The organism is Methanothermobacter sp. KEPCO-1 (assembly GCF_008033705.1).
Taxonomy (GTDB): Archaea; Methanobacteriota; Methanobacteria; order Methanobacteriales; family Methanothermobacteraceae; genus Methanothermobacter; species Methanothermobacter marburgensis.
This window is the reverse complement of record NZ_CP042937.1, coordinates 205,971-225,724: the sequence shown is the minus strand read 5'-3', so window position 1 is coordinate 225,724 and position 19,754 is coordinate 205,971. Positions and strand designations below refer to the sequence as shown.

General features: G+C 50.5%; 26 protein-coding genes. 24 read left to right on the top strand and 2 right to left on the bottom strand.

Translation table 11 applies throughout. The features are described from left to right. Positions 1-6: 6 nt before the first annotated feature. Together FVF72_RS01095 and FVF72_RS01090 are read right to left on the bottom strand one after the other, a co-directional pair. On the bottom strand, positions 7-960 hold the full coding sequence (locus FVF72_RS01095; RefSeq protein WP_013295510.1) for a replication factor C small subunit: 954 nt from the start codon (positions 958-960) through the stop codon (positions 7-9). A gap of 134 nt (positions 961-1,094) precedes the next feature. Continuing rightward, complete coding sequence (locus FVF72_RS01090; RefSeq protein ID WP_147671967.1) at positions 1,095-1,943, bottom strand: shikimate dehydrogenase; 849 nt, start codon at positions 1,941-1,943, stop codon at positions 1,095-1,097. 158 nt (positions 1,944-2,101) lie between these two features. On the opposite strand from FVF72_RS01090, the gene FVF72_RS01085 reads away from it, so the two are divergent. The 24 genes from FVF72_RS01085 to FVF72_RS00970 all read left to right on the top strand — a co-directional run bounded on the left by FVF72_RS01085 (position 2,102) and on the right by FVF72_RS00970 (position 19,754). After that, entirely contained in the window at positions 2,102-2,764 is a 663-nt protein-coding gene (locus FVF72_RS01085) for an RNA ligase partner protein (protein WP_048175168.1), read from the top strand. 49 nt (positions 2,765-2,813) lie between these two features. After that, positions 2,814-4,097, top strand: a complete 1,284-nt coding sequence (gene hisS, locus FVF72_RS01080) for a histidine--tRNA ligase (RefSeq protein ID WP_147670973.1) — start codon at positions 2,814-2,816, stop codon at positions 4,095-4,097. 101 nt (positions 4,098-4,198) lie between these two features. Next, on the top strand, positions 4,199-4,606 hold the full coding sequence (hisI, locus tag FVF72_RS01075) for a phosphoribosyl-AMP cyclohydrolase (protein ID WP_048901185.1): 408 nt from the start codon (positions 4,199-4,201) through the stop codon (positions 4,604-4,606). Then, on the top strand, positions 4,607-6,439 hold the full coding sequence (locus tag FVF72_RS01070; protein WP_147670972.1) for a PINc/VapC family ATPase: 1,833 nt from the start codon (positions 4,607-4,609) through the stop codon (positions 6,437-6,439). It begins immediately after the preceding gene. A gap of 9 nt (positions 6,440-6,448) precedes the next feature. Further along, positions 6,449-7,192: a sugar phosphate isomerase/epimerase gene (locus tag FVF72_RS01065; RefSeq protein WP_013295516.1), complete on the top strand. Its 744-nt coding sequence runs from the start codon at positions 6,449-6,451 to the stop codon at positions 7,190-7,192. Positions 7,193-7,227: 35 nt separating this feature from the next. Beyond that, complete coding sequence (npdG, locus tag FVF72_RS01060) at positions 7,228-7,902, top strand: NADPH-dependent F420 reductase (RefSeq protein ID WP_013295517.1); 675 nt, start codon at positions 7,228-7,230, stop codon at positions 7,900-7,902. A gap of 25 nt (positions 7,903-7,927) precedes the next feature. After that, positions 7,928-8,512: a 6-phospho-3-hexuloisomerase gene (gene hxlB / locus FVF72_RS01055; protein ID WP_147671966.1), complete on the top strand. Its 585-nt coding sequence runs from the start codon at positions 7,928-7,930 to the stop codon at positions 8,510-8,512. Between the two features lie 126 nt (positions 8,513-8,638). Then, complete coding sequence (endA, locus tag FVF72_RS01050; protein ID WP_048175180.1) at positions 8,639-9,145, top strand: tRNA-intron lyase; 507 nt, start codon at positions 8,639-8,641, stop codon at positions 9,143-9,145. A 15-nt stretch (positions 9,146-9,160) separates the two neighbouring features. Further along, positions 9,161-10,255: a tryptophan--tRNA ligase gene (locus FVF72_RS01045; protein WP_147670971.1), complete on the top strand. Its 1,095-nt coding sequence runs from the start codon at positions 9,161-9,163 to the stop codon at positions 10,253-10,255. Between the two features lies 1 nt (position 10,256). Next, the gene (locus FVF72_RS01040) at positions 10,257-10,889 is read left to right on the top strand and encodes a stage II sporulation protein M (RefSeq protein WP_147670970.1); all 633 of its coding nucleotides are present in this window, start codon (positions 10,257-10,259) and stop codon (positions 10,887-10,889) included. A gap of 65 nt (positions 10,890-10,954) precedes the next feature. Beyond that, a complete protein-coding gene (thrC, locus tag FVF72_RS01035) occupies positions 10,955-12,157 on the top strand; it encodes a threonine synthase (RefSeq protein ID WP_147671965.1) in 1,203 nt (400 codons plus the stop codon). 224 nt (positions 12,158-12,381) lie between these two features. Next, positions 12,382-12,585, top strand: coding sequence for a histone HmtB (gene hmtB, locus FVF72_RS01030; RefSeq protein WP_013295523.1), 204 nt, complete (start codon positions 12,382-12,384; stop codon positions 12,583-12,585). Positions 12,586-12,874: 289 nt separating this feature from the next. Next, complete coding sequence (gene rpl7ae / locus FVF72_RS01025) at positions 12,875-13,246, top strand: 50S ribosomal protein L7Ae (RefSeq protein WP_048176479.1); 372 nt, start codon at positions 12,875-12,877, stop codon at positions 13,244-13,246. Between the two features lie 51 nt (positions 13,247-13,297). After that, positions 13,298-13,504 (top strand): 30S ribosomal protein S28e, encoded by a 207-nt coding sequence (locus tag FVF72_RS01020; protein WP_013295525.1) that lies wholly within the window; start codon positions 13,298-13,300, stop codon positions 13,502-13,504. An 18-nt stretch (positions 13,505-13,522) separates the two neighbouring features. Next, positions 13,523-13,684, top strand: a complete 162-nt coding sequence (locus tag FVF72_RS01015) for a 50S ribosomal protein L24e (protein ID WP_013295526.1) — start codon at positions 13,523-13,525, stop codon at positions 13,682-13,684. Then, positions 13,681-14,136: a nucleoside-diphosphate kinase gene (ndk, locus tag FVF72_RS01010; RefSeq protein ID WP_048175182.1), complete on the top strand. Its 456-nt coding sequence runs from the start codon at positions 13,681-13,683 to the stop codon at positions 14,134-14,136. The genes FVF72_RS01015 and ndk overlap by 4 nt, the downstream gene beginning before the upstream one ends. A gap of 14 nt (positions 14,137-14,150) precedes the next feature. Then, on the top strand, positions 14,151-15,935 hold the full coding sequence (gene infB / locus FVF72_RS01005) for a translation initiation factor IF-2 (RefSeq protein ID WP_147670969.1): 1,785 nt from the start codon (positions 14,151-14,153) through the stop codon (positions 15,933-15,935). Between the two features lie 21 nt (positions 15,936-15,956). Next, the gene (locus tag FVF72_RS01000; protein WP_147670968.1) at positions 15,957-16,337 is read left to right on the top strand and encodes a 30S ribosomal protein S6e; all 381 of its coding nucleotides are present in this window, start codon (positions 15,957-15,959) and stop codon (positions 16,335-16,337) included. A gap of 24 nt (positions 16,338-16,361) precedes the next feature. Next, the gene (gene eif2g, locus FVF72_RS00995) at positions 16,362-17,588 is read left to right on the top strand and encodes a translation initiation factor IF-2 subunit gamma (protein ID WP_147670967.1); all 1,227 of its coding nucleotides are present in this window, start codon (positions 16,362-16,364) and stop codon (positions 17,586-17,588) included. A gap of 24 nt (positions 17,589-17,612) precedes the next feature. Beyond that, positions 17,613-17,966 (top strand): PIN domain-containing protein, encoded by a 354-nt coding sequence (locus tag FVF72_RS00990; RefSeq protein WP_013295531.1) that lies wholly within the window; start codon positions 17,613-17,615, stop codon positions 17,964-17,966. Between the two features lie 14 nt (positions 17,967-17,980). Then, on the top strand, positions 17,981-18,511 hold the full coding sequence (locus FVF72_RS00985) for an inorganic diphosphatase (protein ID WP_048175187.1): 531 nt from the start codon (positions 17,981-17,983) through the stop codon (positions 18,509-18,511). A gap of 30 nt (positions 18,512-18,541) precedes the next feature. Beyond that, the gene (gene rpoE / locus FVF72_RS00980; protein ID WP_171770409.1) at positions 18,542-19,087 is read left to right on the top strand and encodes a DNA-directed RNA polymerase; all 546 of its coding nucleotides are present in this window, start codon (positions 18,542-18,544) and stop codon (positions 19,085-19,087) included. Continuing rightward, positions 19,084-19,266, top strand: coding sequence for a transcription elongation factor subunit Spt4 (spt4, locus tag FVF72_RS00975; RefSeq protein WP_013295534.1), 183 nt, complete (start codon positions 19,084-19,086; stop codon positions 19,264-19,266). Before rpoE ends, spt4 begins: the two co-directional genes overlap by 4 nt. Continuing rightward, positions 19,266-19,754 (top strand): GTP-dependent dephospho-CoA kinase family protein, encoded by a 489-nt coding sequence (locus tag FVF72_RS00970; RefSeq protein WP_147670966.1) that lies wholly within the window; start codon positions 19,266-19,268, stop codon positions 19,752-19,754. The genes spt4 and FVF72_RS00970 overlap by 1 nt, the downstream gene beginning before the upstream one ends.

The window sequence follows — 19,754 nt, the reverse complement described above, 5'->3', positions numbered from 1 at the left end:
ACCCTCTCACTGTTCCAGGAACCTTGCGAGGAGGGCTTCAAGCTGTATCCTTGGATTGGCGCCCTCCCTTATCCTGAAGTCGTACTCTCCAACAGCCTCTATGAGTTTTATGTACCTCTCGCCCTCGATGGATCCCTCCATGGCGAGCCTTGAGAGTTCCTGGTAGATCTGGGTGACCATGTCCTCGCCGCTTATACCCTGGAGGACCATGATCTCCCTGAGCATGTCCCTGGCCTCCATGAACTTCCCATCCAGGATGGTCATTATCATCTTCCTTACATCCTTTGGTCTGGCCCTTGAGACCACCTCGTAGATGCTGGATTCTGTTATCTTCTCACCCAGTGAGGCCGCTGACTGGAGGATGTTTATGGCCTTCCTGAGGTCACCCTCTGCAAAGTAGACCACCGTATCAAGGGCCTGGGGCTCGTATTCCAGGCCCTCCTGCTCTGCGATGTACTCCAGGCGGCTGATTATGTGGCGGCCCTTGAGCGGGAGGAACCTGAAGATGGCGCACCTTGACTGTATCGGGTCTATGATCTTTGAGGAGTAGTTACAGGAGAGTATGAATGAGGATGTCTTGGTGTACATCTCCATCTCCCTCCTGAGGGCATGCTGGGCGTCCTTTGTCATGTTGTCAACCTCGTCAAGGAATATTATCCTGAAGGGCGCCCCCACAGGTTTCAGGCGGCAGAAGTTCTTTATGCTGGTCCTCACGGTATCTATGCCCCTGGCGTCTGAGGCATTCAGCTCCAGGAAGTTCTGCCTCCAGTACTCCCCGAGGATCTCCCTTGCAAGGGCAAGGGCCGTTGTTGTTTTACCAACACCTGCCGGCCCGGTGAACATGAGGTTTGGCATGCTCCTCTCTTCAACGTAGCGTTTGAGGCGTGGTATTATGTGTTCCTGGCCAACGATATCATCAAGTTTCTGTGGTCTGTACTTCTCTACCCAAGGTCCATTCATAAGATCACCGGTAATGTTAAGAATTATCTTTTCAGTAGGATCAGGATGGGGTTAACATTTCTGGATGATGTGGTATATTCCTCTTTCTGAAGGGGTTAATGGTTACCCACCTGGCTGAAACATCAATGAAGGAGTTACACCCCCTGGAGGGCATCAAGAAGGGCCTTTTCCATAACATCCAGGGGAGGCTCCCTCCCGCTCCATATCCTGAAGGCCTCAGCACCCTGATAGAGGAGCATCCTGAGACCTGAAACCGGAACAGCGCCTGCTGCCCTGGCCTCCCTCAGGAGGCATGTCTCCGGGGGATTGTAGACAAGGTCGTATACAACGAGGCCCTCATGCATGAGTTCAGCTTTTACGAGGGGTTCATCATCCATGTGGGGGTACATCCCAACAGGTGTTGTGTCTATGAGGATATCGGCCCCCTCCACACAGGCAGGTATGAGTTCATAGCCACCATGTTTCACCCCGATATCAAGGGCCCCCTTAATATCCTCTGCAAGGGCCCTGGCCCTTTCAGGGGTCCTGTTGAGTATGGTTACACTGGCCCCCTCCACTGCAAGCTGGAATGCGCAGGCCCTCGCAGCCCCACCGGCCCCTAGTATGATGACGGAGGACCCATCAACGGATGTAACCTCCTCAAGGGCCCTCAGGCACCCAGAGGCGTCTGTATTGTATCCCCTTATGGTTTCCTCCTCAAACTTCAGGGTGTTCACGGCCCCGATGAGTGAGGCTGTCTCATCAACCTCCCCGATGTATTCAAGGACGGACTCCTTGTGGGGTATTGTGACGTTCACACCCCTCACGTTGAGGGCTCCGAGGCCCCGAACAGCTTCTTCAAGCCCTGATGGTTTCACAGGGAAGGGCACATAGACCCAGTCCATTCCAAGGGCTTTGAACGCCGCGTTATGCATCTGTGGTGAGAGGCTGTGGGTGAGGGGGTAACCTATTATTCCCGTGAGCTGTGTATTGCCTGTTATCAGTTTATCACAACCATCATCCAGTTCCTGACCTGTTTCAGGCTCCATTTCAGAATTATTCTTATCTCTCAGTTTAACACCTTTTCCTCTGCAATATTTATTTATCATCAGCGATAAATATTGTTTCCATCAGTTACCCATCTTGAGAGGGAGGGTGTGACATGCTTGCCAAGCAGAGATTTGTCCTTGATACAACGGCCTTTACAGATAACCAGCTCCGGGAGATGCTGGGTGACGGTGACCTCAACAGGTCAGTGGATACCATGCTCGACATCATCGCAAGGAGCAGGATAAAGCTCAACATAAGCTGTCACATGCCCCCCATAACCTACAAGGAATTTACCGACTACATGACACGGTATGAATGCCCCGAGGAGACCCTGGTGAAGGCCGAGACATGGATAGTCAAGAAGACACCCAACCGCTACGACACCCAGATACCCTCCCAGATATTCTATGAATACGTCCATGATATAAGGGAGAGGATGAACAAGGGGCTCCGGATTTCAGAGACCCTCCTCTGGGAGGCCGGGATACAGTCCATAATCATGGCATCCCGTGGTGTTAATAAGATTGAAATCGAGGGTGAAGTGCTCGGGAAGGCCATAAAGGACCTCAGGAAGAAGTACCGTTCAGCCCTCAGGAAGGGGACCCTTGACAGTGCCCCGGACCTCGACGTCCTCCTTCTTGCCAAGGAGCTCGGGGCAGGTGTTGTGGCTGCTGATGACGGTATAAGGGTCTGGGCAGAGCGGCTGGGACTTAGGTTCCTGAATGCCACATCCTTCCCCAAGATGCTCAAGGAATACCTTAAATATTATGAATGATGAATCTCATATCATCCCCTTTATCATTTTTACTGGAGGAATTACTGCCATGGATATATCAAGACCGCGAGGAACCAGAGATTTTCTTTTCGCTGAGATGAGAAACAGGAAAGAGGTTGAAAACGTACTCAGAAGGACATTTGAGACCTACGGCTACCATGAAATCAAAACACCCATATTTGAGGACCTCAAACTCTTCACAGTGAAATCCGGTGAGGAGGTGGTGAACCAGATCTACCACTTCACAGATAAGGGTGGCCGGGAACTTGCACTGAGGCCGGAACTCACAGCACCGGTCGCCAGGCTCTACATGAATGAGATGCAGCGTGAACCCAAACCGATAAAGATGTACTACTTCGGGAGCTGCTTCAGATATGAGAGGCCCCAGGCGGGCCGCTTCAGGCAGTTCTGGCAGTTCGGCTGTGAACTCATAGGGGGAAGGTCTCCGCTGGCAGAGGCCGAGGTCATAACCCTCGCAGCCGAGTCCCTCAGGAGGCTTGGACTTGAGGGGTTCGAGGTCCACGTCGGGCACCTCGGAATCCTCAGGGGCATCCTTGGCAGGGAGAACATAGGGGATGAACTCCAGGACAGGATAATGGGCATAATAGATAAGGGTGACGTTGATGAACTGGAATCCTGCCTTGACGGGGTCGAAATATCCCCCGAGAGCAGGGATCTCCTCATGAACCTCATAGGCACACATGGTGGTCCTGAGGTACTTAATGATGTCAGGGGGCTCCTTGAGGGGTACCCGGAGTCCCTCAGTGCCCTTGAGGAGTTCGCTGAACTTGTGGATACCCTTGAACACTTCGGTCTTGAGGACTACCATGTGAACCTTGGAATCGCAAGAGGACTCGACTACTACACCGGCGCAGTATTTGAGATTTATGTCCCCAGACTCGGCGCCCAGCGACAGATCTGTGGTGGCGGCACATACAACCTTGTTGAAACCTTTGGGGGCGAAAGGGTTGAATCAACGGGCTTCGCATTTGGCTTTGACCGCCTCATGAATGCCCTTGAAATGGACGAGGGAGACATGAGGATGGTTGACGTCTTTGTGATACCCATACATGAATCAACACTCCCCGAGGCGATCAGGATCACACAGGAGATCAGAGGTGTGGGTATGGCGGCTGACATGGATCTTGCAGGGAGAAAACTCAGAAAGGCACTTTCCCATGCTGATCACCTCGGGGCAAGGTTTGTGGTCCTCACAGGTGAAAGGGACCTCCATGAGGGTAAGGTCACATTGAGGGACATGGAGGACGCTTCACAGGAGGCTGTGGATAGGACTGAGATCGTGGATAGGTTGAAGAAAATCTGCTGTGAATAGGTTTGAATGTCAGGTTTAGGTTGTGTATGTTGAAGAAGATAAAAGAGAAGAATAAATGAGTTGACAGGTTAGGTTGTGCTGGTTGAATAATAAATAAAAGAATAAATCAAGGAGATGTTAACATTTTAAATTTCAGACATAATATCAATGGCGAGGACCTCATAATTGCAGTGGCACAGGACCACAGGACAGGAGAGGTCCTCATGGTGGCCTACATGAACCGTGAGGCCCTCGAGAGGACACTGGAGACAGGGCTGGCCCACTACTGGAGCACCTCCCGTGGGAAACTCTGGCTCAAGGGTGAGAGTTCTGGACACCTACAGCGTGTTAAGGACGTCCTTGTGGACTGTGACGCCGACGCAGTTGTGCTGAAGGTGGAACAGGAGGGAGGCGCCTGCCATACAGGTTACCGCTCCTGCTTCTACCGCAGCATTGATGGGGATGAACTCAGGGTCAGGGAGGACGCCGTAAGGGTCTTTGATCCTGATGAAATATATGGAGATGGTTAGATGAAGATCGTTCCAGATACAAGTGTTATAGTTGATGGGCGTATCACCGGCATAGTGCAGGAGGAGGAGTTCAGGGGCAGCGAGGTGATAGTGCCCGAGGCAGTTGTATCTGAACTTGAATACCAGGCCAACCGTGGAAGGGAAACCGGCTTCAATGGCCTTGAGGAGCTGAAGAACCTCCAGAAGTTCCACAAGGAGAACATAATATCGATGATCTTTGTAGGGCGCCGCCCCACAGTGGATGAGATCTCACTCTCAAGGGGCGGTGAGATAGACGCCATGATAAGGGCAACCGCAAGGGAGTACGATGCGCTCCTCATAACCAGCGACAGGGTGCAGGCAGAGGTCGGGAAGGCCCAGGGACTTGACGTCTTCTACATTAAACCCGAGGTCCTGGAATATGAGGAACTTGAGATAAGCAAGTACTTTGATGATTACACCATGTCGGTGCACCTCAAGGAGAACGTTGTGCCAATGGCCAAGAAGGGGCGGCCAGGGAAAATAAGGCTGGTTGAAATAGACAGCAAGCCGCTCAAACATGCCGATATAAACAGGATGGCCCGTGAGATAGTTGAAAGGGCCAAGAGCGACTTCAAAAGCTTCATTGAGATAGAGATGGAGGGCGCCACTGTGGTCCAGTTCAGGGAGTACAGGATATCAATAGCAAGGCCGCCCTTCTCAGAGGCCTTCGAGATAACCGCCGTGAGGCCGGTTGCCAGGGTCTCCCTGAAGGACTACAGGCTCTCAGAGAGGCTGATTGATAGGCTGAGGGACACTGCCAAGGGTGTCCTCATAGCAGGGGCGCCTGGGGCAGGTAAGAGTACCTTTGCCCAGGCCGTGGCAGAGTTCTACAGCAGGGAGATGAGGGCGGTTGTGAAGACCATGGAGTCCCCCAGGGACCTCCAGGTGGGTGACGAGATAACCCAGTACGCGCCCATCGAACGGGATATGCAGAAGACCGCCGACATACTGCTCCTTGTAAGGCCCGATTACACCATCTATGATGAGCTAAGGAAGACCCGCGACTTCAGGATCTTCGCGGATATGAGGCTTGCAGGTGTGGGCATGGTTGGGGTTGTCCATGCCACAAGACCCATAGATGCCATACAGAGGATCCTGGGCAGGGTGGAGCTTGGTGTGATACCCTCGGTGGTTGACACAACTATATTCATTGAGGACGGCGAGGTGAAGGCTGTCTACGACGTATCCCTCACTGTTAAGGTCCCGACGGGTATGCAGGAGGCCGACCTTGCAAGGCCTGTCATAGAGATAAGGGACCTTGAGTCAGGGGAGCTCATGCATGAGATCTACACCTACGGTGAGCAGACGATAGTCATGGATGTCTCAAAGGCATCCCCTGGTGGACGGAAACCCTCGGCCCACAGGATAGCCGAAAGGGAAATCGAGAGGGAGTTCCGCAAGAGGCTACCCGGTGCAAGGGTCAGGGTTGAACTTGAATCCGATGAAAGGGCAAAGGTCTGGATAGAGGAGAAGTACATCCCCCAGGTAATCGGCAAGAAGGGAAAGACCATCGAGGAGATCGAGAAGAACATCGGTATAAGTATCGGTGTTGAGCCACTTGAGGAGAGGGAACTTGAGGAGACCGTTGAGGTTCCGGTGGAACTTGCAGGAAACTACGTGGTCCTCAACTTTGGCAGGGATGCCGTGGGCGTATCATTCGACATACTGGTTGAGGACGAGTACCTCTTCACAGCGACGGTGGGTAAGAAGGGCACCATAAAGCTCAGAAGGGACATAGAACTTGCAGATATAATCATGGAGGCAGTGAAGCACAACATACCTGTGAGGGCAAGGGTGCGGCCTGAGGCCTAGGTGATCTGGATGAGGATAGGTGTCTCAACACTTGCACTCTCCCCGCTTTCACTGGAGGAGATGCTCACCTGGATTGAGGATGCAGGGGCAGATTGCTGTGAGATAATCTACGAGTACCCCCTGGATGACTTGGAGGTGGCTGACTCCTTCAGCCTTGATTTCACGGTGCATGCACCCATCTCGGACATAAACATAGCATCCCTCAACAGGGGGATCAGGGAGGCGTCCATATCTGAGATTAAATCCGCGGTTGACCTTGCAGTTGAACTGGACTCCGAGGTGGTTGTCGTGCACCCGGGCACTGTCCCCTTCCTTGGAAGACCCCACAGGGACCTCATAGTTCAGCATAACCTTGAATCGCTTTCAGTGATATCTGAATATGCAGAGGACAGGGGTACCGGGATCTACCCTGAGAACATGCCCCGCCTTGAGGGTCCCCTTCTAAGGGAACTTGAGGATCTATGGAGGGTTGCAGAGGAACTTGAAATCCAGGTGACACTGGACGCTGCCCACGCAGCAACCATGGGTTACAGTGAAGGGGAGATGGTGTCCCTGAGGGTGGGACACGTCCACCTCTCCGACAACAACGGCGAGGTTGACAGCCACGATGCCCTCGGCGACGGTGCACTGGATTTCAGAGCCATTATTGAAGGTTTAAGGGGGATCGGTTACAGGGGTATTCTCACGGTTGAGGTTAAAACACCCGGTGAGGTTGAGAGGAGTATTGAATTCCTTAGGAAGGTTATTGATTAGTAATCATGTCTGAGAAAGTTAACCATGGTGATATTATGAAGATCGCAGTTCTTGGTGGAACAGGTGACCAGGGCCTTGGACTTGCCCTGAGACTTGCATTAGCAGGAGAAGAAGTAATCATAGGTTCAAGGGACGCTGAAAAAGCTGTCAGTGCAGCTCAGAAGGTCCTTGAAATTGCTGAAAGGGATGACCTCAAGGTTAAGGGCGCCACAAATGCTGAGGCCGCCGAGGAGGCTGAGGTGGCAATCCTGACAGTTCCACTGCAGGCGCAGATGGCCACACTGGGCTCAGTTAAGGAGGCAATTAAGGGCAAGGTGCTCATAGATGCCACAGTCCCCATTGACAGCTGCCTTGGGGGCTCAGCGGTGCGTTACATTGACCTCTGGGATGGCTCAGCTGCCGAAAGGGCTGCAAGGTTCCTTGAGGATCAGGGCACAAGGGTAGCGGCGGCATTCAACAATATAAGCGCATCAGCCCTCCTTGACATAACAGGACCCGTGGACTGTGACTGCCTCATTGCCTCTGACCACAGGGATGCCCTCGATCTCGCATCTGAACTCGCAGAGAAGATAGATGGTGTGAGGGCCATTGACTGCGGTGGCCTTGAAAATGCGAGGGTCATTGAGAAGATAACACCTCTGCTTATAAACCTCAACATCAAAAACAGGATTAGGAATGCGGGTATAAGGATTACGAACCTGCCAGAATGATAGAAATAATATAAAGTTGATTGAAATGGAGATACTCAAAAACACTGTCCATAAGATAACTGAACATGCCATAAACGCCATAGAAAAGGTTGAAGAGTCTGAACTTGAGCAGATGATAACCAGGATAATGGATGCCCGGGCCGTTTTCATTGTGGGCACAGGGAGGTCGGAGCTTGTTGGAAAGGCCTTTGCAATGAGGCTCATGCACCTTGGGTTCACGGTTTACGTTGTGGGAGACGTTACAACACCTGCAATAAGTGATGAGGATTGCCTGATTGCCATTTCAGGGTCAGGTGAAACAAAGACAGTCACACTGGCAGCCACCACGTCAAAGTCGGTTGGGGCAACGGTCATCGCGGTAACAGCAACTCCCCAGTCAACGCTGACAGAGCACAGCGACGTTGTAATATGGATACCAAGCAAAACAAAGGAGGCCTGGAAGTACTACACCTCCGGTGTTTTAAGGGGCGACTATGATGACCTCACACCAATGGGAACACTCTTCGAGGACAGCACCCACCTCTTCCTGGATGGGCTCATAGCAGAGTTCATGGCAATCCTTGGAAAGAAGGAGAGGGATCTTAAGGAGAGGCATGCCATTATTGAGTAGGGTTCTTCTCTGGAGTGGGATCTTAAGGAGAGGCATTACCTTGTCCTGATGGATTCCCTTCCAGACATGCCTTAATCTCCAGAACAGATTATCTGCGCATATTCCATAAATTAGAGGGGTTTATAGATGGAGGGACAGCTGGGAGACGAGGTTGTAACCATAAAACCGGACTCGGATGCAAGGAGGCTGCACGGCAAGAGCCACTACGGTAAACTCTATGAGGACAGGCTGCAGATTTCACTGATTGAGGCAGCACACCTCATGGAGAGGGGTAAACTCACACTTAAGAGGGACGACGATGAGGTCTCAATGGAGGAATTCATATCACTCCTGGCTGAAAGGGGCCTCTACAGCAAGTACCTGGTCTACAGGGACCTGAGGAACAGGGGTTACATCGTCAAGACAGGGTTCAAGTACGGTGCAGAGTTCAGACTGTATGAGAGGGGAGGGGCCCCGGGCAGGACACACTCAGCATACCTTGTGAGGGTTATATCAGAGAATGACACCATCCATGCCCTGGACTTTTCAAGTTACGTCAGGGTGGCCCATGGGGTGAACAAGAAGCTCCTCCTGGCCTTCCTGGACGATGAGGAGGATGTAACCTACTACCTCGTTGACTGGATAAGACCATAAGTGCAGGTGATATGATTGATAGACCCGTGGGGATCAGCAAACCTTGAATACATGGATCTTATTGAAAAATTCGGTGTAAGGCCATTCAGTGAAGTCCTCGATGATGTACCTGAACCCAGCTGGCTCATGAGGAGGGGTATAGTCTTCGGTCACAGGGACTACGGCAGGATACTTGAGGCCATAAGGAGTGGCAGTGACTTTGCAGTGGTAACAGGGATGATGCCAAGCGGTAGAATGCACATAGGCCACAAGATGATCGTGGACCAGCTCAGGTGGTACGATAAAGTGGGTGCCGAGATATTCATACCAATAGCCGACATGGAGGCCTACTCTGCAAGGGGCATCGACTTTGAGACCTCAAGGAGGATAGCCATCGAGGAGTACATTGCAGGCTACATTGCACTGGGACTTGACCTCACAAAGGACAACATACACGTCTACCTCCAGTCAGAGAACCTCATGGTGGAGGACCTTGCCTATGTCCTGGCAGGGAAGGTCAACTTCAATGAACTGAGGGCCATATATGGCTTCACAGGATCAACAAGCATGGCCCATATGTATGCACCCATAATACAGGTGGCAGATATACTCCACCCCCAGCTTGAGGAGCTGGGCGGCCCCAAGCCCACCGTCGTCCCTGTGGGTCCGGACCAGGACCCCCACATAAGGCTCACAAGGGACATAGCCGGGAGATTCAGGGAGAAGTACGGATTCATCCTGCCATCATCAAGCTATCACAGGTTCATGGGGGGTCTTACCGGTGGTAAAATGTCAAGCAGCAGGCCAAAATCTGCAATATTCCTTAGTGATAGCCCTGAGGAGGCTGAGAAGAAGATAAGGAATGCCAAGACAGGTGGAAGGGAGACACTGAAGGAGCAGAGGGAACTTGGAGGTGTTCCCGAGGACTGTATAATCTATGAGACCCTCCTCTACCACATGTCTGACTCTGACCCTGAACTTGAGGAGATCTATGAATCCTGCAGAAACGGTACACTTATGTGTGGGGAGTGCAAAAATAATACTGCAGAGTTCATAAGGAAGTTCTTTGAGGAACTTTCCAGGAAAAGAAAGAAGGCCCTTTCCACTGCGGGGAGGGTGCTTGAGGGGTAAAATGAAGAAGAAAAGGTATGAGGGGATACTGGCTTACCTTATGAGGAGCAATGAGACCTTCCTTCTGGCCTCAACCTTCCTGTTCCTCATATCCCTTTTTGCAGGATACGCTTTCTCAGGGGCCATCGAGTCGCTACTGAAGCCAATGATGGACGAATTCAGAAGGAGCATAGCAGAGGGTGAACTGAAACTCTCAACAGTTTCCATATTCCTTCACAACCTCCAGGCCGCCCTGCTCATCTACGGGGGTGGTCTGCTCCTGGGGGTTTTCACGGCACTGTTCCTTATAATAAACGGCCTTTTTATAGGGTTCTTTGCTTCACAGGCCCCACTGGGGGACTTCATAATCCTGACGGCCCCCCATGGAATATTTGAGATTCCAGGGCTCATAATTGCAGGTGCGGCTGGTTTCAGGCTTGCAAGTTTCACCTACCACTTCTTCAGTGATCTATTCACCGAGACATGGTACGGGTCCTTCATGGAACGACTGGTTTATTTCTTTGAGAGGAACCTGGATGAGCTTCAGGAGTCCCTAATGCTCCTTGGTATAGGGGTTCTGTTCCTTGTGGTGGCGGCATTCGTTGAGGCGAACCTGACACTGGGAATCTACAACTACATAAAGACATCAATATAGGTGGTGTCCAAGGAAAGGACCCCCCACAATTTATTCTGATAATACATTCAATGGATGGTGACTATGTGATAAGGTGCATATCATGCGGTAAGGAGTATGAACTAAACGAGATCATATACACCTGCAGTGAATGCGGGTCAGTGCTGGAGGTTGAATGTGAAGTCGAGGTTTCAAGGGACACATTCAGCTGCAGAAGGCAGAACATGTGGAAGTACAGGGAATTCATGCCTGTGGACCCCTCAAAGATAGTGAGCCTTGATGAGGGCGGAACACCCTTTGTGAGGTGCGATAACATTGGCAGGGGACTCGGCATTGAACTATACGTGAAGGTGGAGGGCTCCAACCCCACAGGTAGCTTCAAGGACAGGGGTATGAGTGTCGGTATCACAAAGGCCGTTGAACTGGGCGTTGATACGGTGGGATGTGCCTCAACTGGCAATACCTCCGCTTCCCTCGCAGCCTACGCAGCAAGGGCTGGTCTCGGTTGCGTGGTACTCCTCCCTTCAGGTAAGGTTGCCCTCGGCAAACTTGCACAGGCCATGTTCCATGGTGCCCAGGTTTTATCTGTCAGGGGAAACTTCGATGAGGCCCTTGAGGCGGTAACGGAACTTGCCCTCATGGGGGAGCTCTACCTCCTCAACTCGGTCAACCCCTTCAGGCTTGAGGGGCAGAAGACCATAGGCTTTGAGATAGTGGATGACCTTGGCTGGGAGTCCCCGGACCGCATCATCCTCCCGGTTGGTAACGCAGGGAACATATCAGCCATATGGAAGGGTATCTCAGAGTTCCACAGGGCAGGGTTCATTGAGGAGAGGCCAATGATGACAGGTATACAGGCAGAGGGTGCCGCACCAGTAGTTGATGCTTTCAGGAAGGGTAAAATGGAGATTGACCCTGTTAAGAACCCTGAGACGGTTGCGACCGCCATAAGGATCGGGGCGCCTGTGAGTTACCTCAAGGCCCTGAGGGCCATCTATGAGTCAGATGGATATGCCGAGACAGTGACCGATGAGGAGATACTATCTGCCCAGAAACTCCTTGCCAGGAGGGAGGGTATAGGTGTTGAACCGGCGTCTGCAGCATCCATAGCAGGCCTGCTGAAACTGGTGGATGAGGGTGTCATTGACAGGGGCGAGCGCGTGGTCTGCATTGTAACAGGTCACGTACTTAAGGATCCTGACACCGCCATAAGGGCTTCAACTGAACCAGTTGAGGTTGAACCCGATATAAACCAGCTGAGGTCCGTTATAAGGAGAAAGAGGGCATAATAAACATTTAATTTTCCATGAATATTTTTTCTGTTTTAAGTTTTTCTATTTTTCATTAGAACACTCTGAGGTTAATCTCTCACCCTCCAGCCACTTGTGAATATACTGATTCTGTTTAGGTGCCACATGAACCAATCAATGAGCCAGAGAGACCTCTAGATTAGCGATATATTTATATAGGATAATATGAATAGATTATATTACATAAAATGAGGTGGTTAATTATGGAATTGCCAATAGCTCCAATTGGAAGAATAATAAAGAATGCCGGTGCAGAGAGGGTAAGTGATGATGCAAGGGAAGCCCTTGCAAAAGTCCTTGAAGCCAAAGGTGAAGAGATAGCACTAAACGCAGTTAAACTTGCAAAACATGCTGGAAGAAAAACTGTTAAGGCTTCTGACATTGAACTGGCAGCTAAGAGGATGTAATTCTCACATACATCCATCATTCATTCCCTTTTTGCCTGCGGCAAAACTTTATATGTGATGAGCCCACAATTTTATTTAATCCTTGTTTTCCTGGGTGTCTAACTGGATTATCCGGGATTAATCTAAGTACGATTTCTGATGAAAATCTGTATCCAGCAAGTTTTATATACAGAGAACATATAAAGGGTACTACCCACCTCATGTTAATCCATAATTTGGATTAGTTGTCCAGATTGGTGTAATTACCGATGGATGGTAGAAAAACCAGATGAAAAAGGAGGTAAATAACATGGCAAAGGCAATCTATGTGAAATTTGATGTACCAAAGGAACTGGCTGACAAGGCCGCAGAGGCACTTGAAATAGCCAGGGAAACAGGTAAGATATCAAAGGGTACAAACGAGGTTACCAAGGCAGTTGAAAGGGGAGTCGCACAGCTCGTACTTATAGCTGAGGACGTTGAACCAGCCGAAATCGTGGCTCACCTCCCACTCCTTGCAGAGGAAAAGGAAATACCATACATATACCTTCCAACCAAGGATGAACTGGGTGCAGCCGCAGGTCTCAACGTCGGCACAGCATCAGCAGCCATAGTTGAAGCCGGCGACGCCGAGGACCTCATAAACGAAATAATAGAAAAGGTTGAAGAACTTAAAAAATAGATGAAAGGCAGAAAAAGCCTTTCACCTTCAATTTAATATAAAGGTGGTTTAATGGAGGAAGCAACTCCAGCAGAGGTTATTGAGGTTCTGAAGAGAACCGGCATGACTGGAGAGGTAATGCAGGTCAAGTGCAGAATCCTTGATGGAAGAGATAAGGGAAGGATACTCACAAGGAACGTCATGGGTCCAATAAGGGAAGGCGATATCCTGATGCTCCTTGACACAATCAGAGAGGCAAAGGAAATCAGGACCCCCTGATCAGGCAGGTGTTTGTAAATGAGAGTCTGTTCATTCTGCCATGAAGAAATAGAGCCAGGTACAGGAAAGATGTACGTTAAGAAGGACGGCACAATCTATTTCTTCTGCAGCAGCAAATGCGAGAAAAACATGATCAAACTGGGAAGGGTTCCAAGAAAAGTTAAATGGGTTAAAAAATGATGGAAAAAAGCTTTGTAATGCTAAAACCTGACGCAGTAAAGAGGCGCCTCGCAGGAAGGATAATATCCCGCTTCGAGGATAAGGGACTCAAGATAGTCGCTGCCAAAATGCTCCAGATCCCGGAAGACCTTGCAATGGAACACTACCAGGAACACAGGGAAAAACCATTCTTCAGGGACCTTGTGGACTACATAACATCAGCACCAGTCCTTGCAATGGTCATAGAGGGTAAGGACTGCATCTCCATCATAAGGAAGATGGTGGGCGCAACAAACCCTGCAGAGGCAGAACTTGGAACAATCAGGGGAGACTTCGCCCTTGAAACAGGTAGAAACATAATCCATGCCTCAGATTCTCCAGAATCAGCTGAGAGGGAGATTAAACTTTTCTTTAAGGAATCAGAAATTTGCAGCTACGAGATGCCTGACAGGGAAATGGTATACGAGGAATGAACGCGGAGATTTCAATGAAGATCAGATCACCCATAGTTTCAGTACTCGGACATGTGGATCACGGGAAAACCACCCTCCTTGACCATATAAGGGGCAGTGCAGTTGCCGCAAGGGAGGCGGGCGGTATAACCCAGCACATAGGGGCCACAGAGATACCCATGGATGTCATTGAAAACATATGCGGAGATTTCCTTAAAAAATTCTCAATCAGGGAGACGCTGCCAGGACTCTTCTTCATAGATACCCCTGGCCATGAAGCGTTCACAACCCTCCGTAAACGTGGAGGGGCCCTTGCAGACCTTGCAATACTCATCGTTGATATGAATGAGGGATTCAAGCCCCAGACACAGGAGGCCCTCAATATCCTGAAGATGTACAGGACACCATTCGTGGTGGCTGCAAACAAGATAGACAAGATCCACGGCTGGAGGGCCCATGAGGGCCGACCCTTCATGGAGACCTTCAGCAAACAGGACATTCAGGTCCAGCAGAAACTGGACACAAAGGTCTATGAACTTGTGGGCAAACTCCACGAGGAGGGCTTCGAATCAGAGAGGTTCGACAGGGTAACCAACTTCGCCTCACAGGTCAGCATAATACCCATAAGTGCGGTGACCGGAGAGGGAATACCTGAACTCCTCACCATGCTCATGGGACTTGCACAGCAGTACCTCAGGGAGCAGCTGAAGATTGAGGAGGATTCCCCTGCCAGGGGAACCATCCTTGAGGTTAAGGAGGAGACAGGTTTAGGGATGACCATTGACGCTGTTATCTATGACGGCATACTCCATAAGAACGACACCATCGCCATGATGACGTCAACGGATGTCATATCCACCAGGATAAGGTCACTTCTCAAACCCAGACCCCTCGAGGAGATGAGGGAGTCCAGGAAGAGGTTCCAGAAGGTGGACGAGGTGGTGGCTGCTGCAGGTATAAAGATCGTGGCACCTGACATCGACGATGTAATGGCGGGTTCACCCCTCCGTGTGGTGACGGATCCAGAGAAGGTCAGAGAAGAGATACTAAGTGAAATAGAGGACATCAAGATAGACACCGACGAGGCGGGTGTGGTTGTAAAGGCCGATACCCTGGGGTCCCTTGAAGCAGTGGTGAAGATACTGAGGGACATGGATGTCCCCATCAAGGTGGCTGACATTGGGGACGTTTCAAGGAGGGACGTTGTGAATGCAGGGATATCCCTCCAGGAGAAAAGGGTCTACGGGGCCATAATAGCCTTCAACGTGAAGGTGATCCCATCAGCGGCCCAGGAACTCAAGAACTCAGACATCAAACTCTTCCAGGGGAACGTCATCTACAGGCTCATGGAAGAATATGAGGAATGGGTCAGGGCCATTGAGGAAGAGAAGAAGAAAAGGTGGATGGATGCGATTATAAAACCTGCAAGCATAAGGCTCATCCCGAAACTTGTCTTCAGGCAGAGCAAACCGGCAATTGGGGGTGTTGAGGTCCTTGCAGGTGTCATAAAGCAGGATTACCCCCTCATGAACGAGGAAGGAGAAACTGTGGGTACCGTTGAAAGCATGCAGGATAAGGGTAAAAACCTCAAATCGGCATCACGCGGCCAGAAGGTCGCAATGGCAATCAAGGACGCCGTTTACGGGAAGACAATCAATGAGGGCGACACGCTCTACGTTGACATACCCGAGAACCACTACAGGATACTGGTGGATGAACTCTCAGGGGATCTCACAGAGGAAGAACTTGATCTTCTGGAGAGGATAGCTGAGATCAAGCGGAAGAAGAATCCTGACTGGGGAATGAAGGCACCATTTTAATTGAAGAAAGGAGGAGATATATTGGCATTTAAGGTTGTGATTTCAGATAAGGAGAAAAGTGTCCAGATGGAGGTAGAACCATCAGAATCAAAGGCCCTCATTGGCCTCACAATAGGGGACGAATTCGATGGTTCAGTAATAGGCCTCAAGGGATACAAACTGAAAATCACAGGTGGAAGCGATAAGAACGGTTTCCCTATGAAAAAGACAGTACCAGGTGCAAGGAGAGTTAGAAGCCTTGTATCAGGTGGCGTGGGATACAAACCTGCACGTAAGGGTGAAAGGAGAAGGAAAACATTCAGGGGAAACACTGTATCAGAGGACATAGTACAGATAAACACCGTGGTCATCCAAAAGGGTGAGAAGCCACTTGAAGAGCTCCTTGGCGCCGATGAGGAATAATAAAAGATTTTATAGGTGTAATCCGTGAAAAATCAATCTGAAATAAACATTGGTCTTGTGGGGCACGTGGACCATGGTAAAACAACCCTTACAAAGGCCCTTTCAGGTGTCTGGACAGACACCCACAGTGAGGAAACCAAGAGGGGCATATCAATCCGTCTGGGCTATGCTGACATAACCTTCAGGAAGTGCCCCCAGTGTGAAGCCCCCATGTGCTACACAACTGCAGAGATCTGTGAGAGGTGCGGCACAGAGACAGAGCTTCTGAGAAAGGTATCCTTTGTGGATGCACCGGGACATGAAACACTCATGGCAACCATGCTCTCTGGAGCCGCCCTCATGGACGGCGCCATACTGGTAATAGCCGCCAATGAGCCATGCCCCCAGCCCCAGACAAAGGAGCACCTAATGGCCCTGGATGTGATAGGGGTTAAGGATGTTATCGTTGTCCAGAACAAGATAGACATAGTCTCCAGGGAAAGGGCCCTTGAGAGTTACAGGGAGATCAAGGAATTCGTGAAGGGTACATGTGCCGAGGATGCACCTATAATACCTGTATCTGCACAGCAGGGCGCCAACATTGACATTCTCATTGAGACAATTGAGGAAAAAATCAAAACACCCGAAAGGGATGTTGATAAGCCTGCCAGGATGTACGTGGCCAGGTCCTTTGATATAAACAAGCCAGGGGTTGACCCTGAACACCTTGCAGGTGGGGTTATAGGTGGCTCACTTGTCCAGGGTAAATTCAGGGTCGGGGATGAGATAGAGATAAAACCCGGCATACAGGTTAAAAAGGACGGTAAACAGTCCTGGATGAGCCTCCACTCCACCATCACAGGTCTTGTGGCAGGGGGAGAGGAGATGGACGAGGTTGGTCCCGGGGGCCTTGTGGGTGTCGGAACCCTCCTTGACCCCTCACTGACCAAGGCAGATTCACTTTCAGGTTCAGTGGCCGGTGAACCCGGCACCCTGCCACCTGTGAGGCACTCCTTCACCATGGAGACCCACCTCCTTGAGAGGGTCGTGGGTACCAAGGAGGAGACCAAGGTGGAGCCCATAAAGACAGGGGAGCCCCTGATGATAAACGTGGGTACCACAACCACCGTGGGTGTTGTTAAATCAGCGAGGGCTGATGACGCTGACATCGTCCTGAAACTACCCGCCTGCGCAGAGGAGGGTCAGAGGATAGCCCTATCAAGAAGGGTTGGAGCAAGATGGAGGCTGATAGGATATGGTATCATCAAGTAGGGTGGTTATAGACACCAATTTTTTATGATACCCCACCAGTTCAGGGTCGACATAGTATCTGAGCTCCGGAGACTCTTCCCGACCCATGAGCTCCTTGTCCCCTCCTTTGTGATAGGGGAACTTGAGGGTATAAGGAGGCATTCAGGTGGTGATGCAAGGATAGCCGCCTCCATTGGCCTTGCACTGGCACGAAGACCACCATTCAGGGTGGTTGATGAGAAACTCCTTGAGGGCGAATCTGTTGACGATGCGCTTCTCAGGATCTCAGACGTGCTCTGCACCGCTGACCGGGAGCTCAGGGAAAGGGCGAGGTCACAGGGCATACCCGTGGTGTACCTGAGGCAGAAAAAATATCTTGCAGTTGATGGGCATATATGAATAGGAGGTTTTTTATGAATCTGTGGAAGGATATTGAACCTGGACCATCAGTACCAGAGGTAGTATATGCAGTTGTTGAAATACCTAGGGGTTCAAGGAACAAGTATGAATACCACAAGGACCTTGAGGCATTCGCACTTGACAGGGTTCTCTACTCACCGGTATTCTACCCTGCAGAGTACGGTATAATACCCCGGACTCTCTATGATGACGGCGACCCCATGGACATCATGGTACTCATGGATGAACCAACGTTCCCTGGATGCATCATAGAGTCAAGACCCATAGGCCTTCTCAGGATGATCGATGGTGGGGACCAGGACGACAAGATCCTGGCGGTGCCCGTGGAGGACCCCCACTACAGTGATGTTAATGATATATCAGACCTACCCGAACACATCCTGAAGGAGATAGCACACTTCTTCCAGGTCTACAAGAACCTTGAAGGTAAGGAGACAGAGATAATTGGATGGGAGGGCGCCGAAAAGGCACTTGAAGCCGTAAACCACTCCATAGAACTCTACAGAGAGAAATGTATGGAGTAATCTTTTTAATGGGGGATCCCATTGTATTATATAACAAAAATTGTTGATACAGTCAGAATACCTCCAGACCGCTTTGAGGAGCCACTGGAGGAGGTTGCCATAGAGGTTCTCAACGAAACCTACGTTGGAAGGATGGACAGGAACCTCGGCCAGATGATAACCGTAAAGGAAATAGAGGACATAGGAATCGGAAAGGTCATAATGGGTGACGGCGCTGCCTACCATGAGGTGACATTCACAGCCCTCTTCTTCAAACCAGAACTCCATGAGATCGTTGAGGGCGAGGTAATAGAGATTGCAGAGTTCGGAGCATTCGTGCGCATTGGACCGGTGGACGGTCTTGTGCACGTTTCACAGGTGACGGACGATTACATAACCTATGATGCCAAGAAGGGCTCCCTCACAGGTAAGGAGACAGGTAAACGCCTGGATGAGGGCGACCTTGTAAGGGCAAGGATAGTCGCCCTGAGCCTCAAGGGCCGAAGAGAGGGCGTGAAGGTTGGGCTCACCATGAGGCAGCCCGGTCTTGGTAAATTCGAATGGATTGAAGAAGAGAAGAGGAAGAGTAAAAAATGACTGAGAAGGCATGCACAAGGTGTAAGAGAATCACCAGCGACGAACGCTGCCCGGTCTGCAATGTTCCAGCATCCACCAACTGGAGCGGACTGCTCATAATCATAGATCCAGAGAAATCAGACATAGCCAGGGAACTGGATATAAAACTTCCTGGTGAATACGCACTGAGGGTCAGATAGTGTACATTCTACCGGGAAAACTCAGGGCAGAGCTCAAGAAACCCCTTGGAGAGCTCCACGAATCCTTCAGAAACATTGACGTGGGGGATTCGTTTCTCATAACGGTTGGTGATGTCACAACACGCAATGCACTGGAGCATGGCCTGAAACCGGACATCAGCATAATAGATAACAGGATCCAGAGAAGGGATTCTGACCATGAATTCAATGACACAGCAACCATTATCAGATCCACAAACCCGCCAGGTACCATAACAGAGGACCTCTGGAACTCCATCAAAAAGGCCATAGATGGGGCCAGAGCCGGTGAACGCTTCATGATAGTCGTTGATGGAGAGGAGGACCTGGCTGTTTTACCATCAATCTTAATGGCCCCAGCAGACACCGTCATCCTTTATGGACAGCCAGATGAGGGTGTTGTGCTGGTGAGGGCCATCGAAACACGGAAAAGAGCTGAAGAACTCATAAAAAACTTTGAGGAGGCATAG

Excerpts from the sequence above, each read along its gene's own strand:
- FVF72_RS01095 (WP_013295510.1), bottom strand. The coding sequence starts at position 960 with ATGAATGGACCTTGGGTAGAGAAGTACAGACCACAGAAACTTGATGAT.
- FVF72_RS01085 (WP_048175168.1), top strand. The coding sequence starts at position 2,102 with ATGCTTGCCAAGCAGAGATTTGTCCTTGATACAACGGCCTTTACAGAT.
- hisS (WP_147670973.1), top strand. The coding sequence starts at position 2,814 with ATGGATATATCAAGACCGCGAGGAACCAGAGATTTTCTTTTCGCTGAG.
- FVF72_RS01070 (WP_147670972.1), top strand. The coding sequence starts at position 4,607 with ATGAAGATCGTTCCAGATACAAGTGTTATAGTTGATGGGCGTATCACC.
- FVF72_RS01065 (WP_013295516.1), top strand. The coding sequence starts at position 6,449 with ATGAGGATAGGTGTCTCAACACTTGCACTCTCCCCGCTTTCACTGGAG.
- npdG (WP_013295517.1), top strand. The coding sequence starts at position 7,228 with ATGAAGATCGCAGTTCTTGGTGGAACAGGTGACCAGGGCCTTGGACTT.
- hxlB (WP_147671966.1), top strand. The coding sequence starts at position 7,928 with ATGGAGATACTCAAAAACACTGTCCATAAGATAACTGAACATGCCATA.
- endA (WP_048175180.1), top strand. The coding sequence starts at position 8,639 with ATGGAGGGACAGCTGGGAGACGAGGTTGTAACCATAAAACCGGACTCG.
- FVF72_RS01040 (WP_147670970.1), top strand. The coding sequence starts at position 10,257 with ATGAAGAAGAAAAGGTATGAGGGGATACTGGCTTACCTTATGAGGAGC.
- hmtB (WP_013295523.1), top strand. The coding sequence starts at position 12,382 with ATGGAATTGCCAATAGCTCCAATTGGAAGAATAATAAAGAATGCCGGT.
- rpl7ae (WP_048176479.1), top strand. The coding sequence starts at position 12,875 with ATGGCAAAGGCAATCTATGTGAAATTTGATGTACCAAAGGAACTGGCT.
- FVF72_RS01020 (WP_013295525.1), top strand. The coding sequence starts at position 13,298 with ATGGAGGAAGCAACTCCAGCAGAGGTTATTGAGGTTCTGAAGAGAACC.
- FVF72_RS01015 (WP_013295526.1), top strand. The coding sequence starts at position 13,523 with ATGAGAGTCTGTTCATTCTGCCATGAAGAAATAGAGCCAGGTACAGGA.
- ndk (WP_048175182.1), top strand. The coding sequence starts at position 13,681 with ATGATGGAAAAAAGCTTTGTAATGCTAAAACCTGACGCAGTAAAGAGG.
- infB (WP_147670969.1), top strand. The coding sequence starts at position 14,151 with ATGAAGATCAGATCACCCATAGTTTCAGTACTCGGACATGTGGATCAC.
- FVF72_RS00990 (WP_013295531.1), top strand. The coding sequence starts at position 17,613 with ATGATACCCCACCAGTTCAGGGTCGACATAGTATCTGAGCTCCGGAGA.
- FVF72_RS00985 (WP_048175187.1), top strand. The coding sequence starts at position 17,981 with ATGAATCTGTGGAAGGATATTGAACCTGGACCATCAGTACCAGAGGTA.
- spt4 (WP_013295534.1), top strand. The coding sequence starts at position 19,084 with ATGACTGAGAAGGCATGCACAAGGTGTAAGAGAATCACCAGCGACGAA.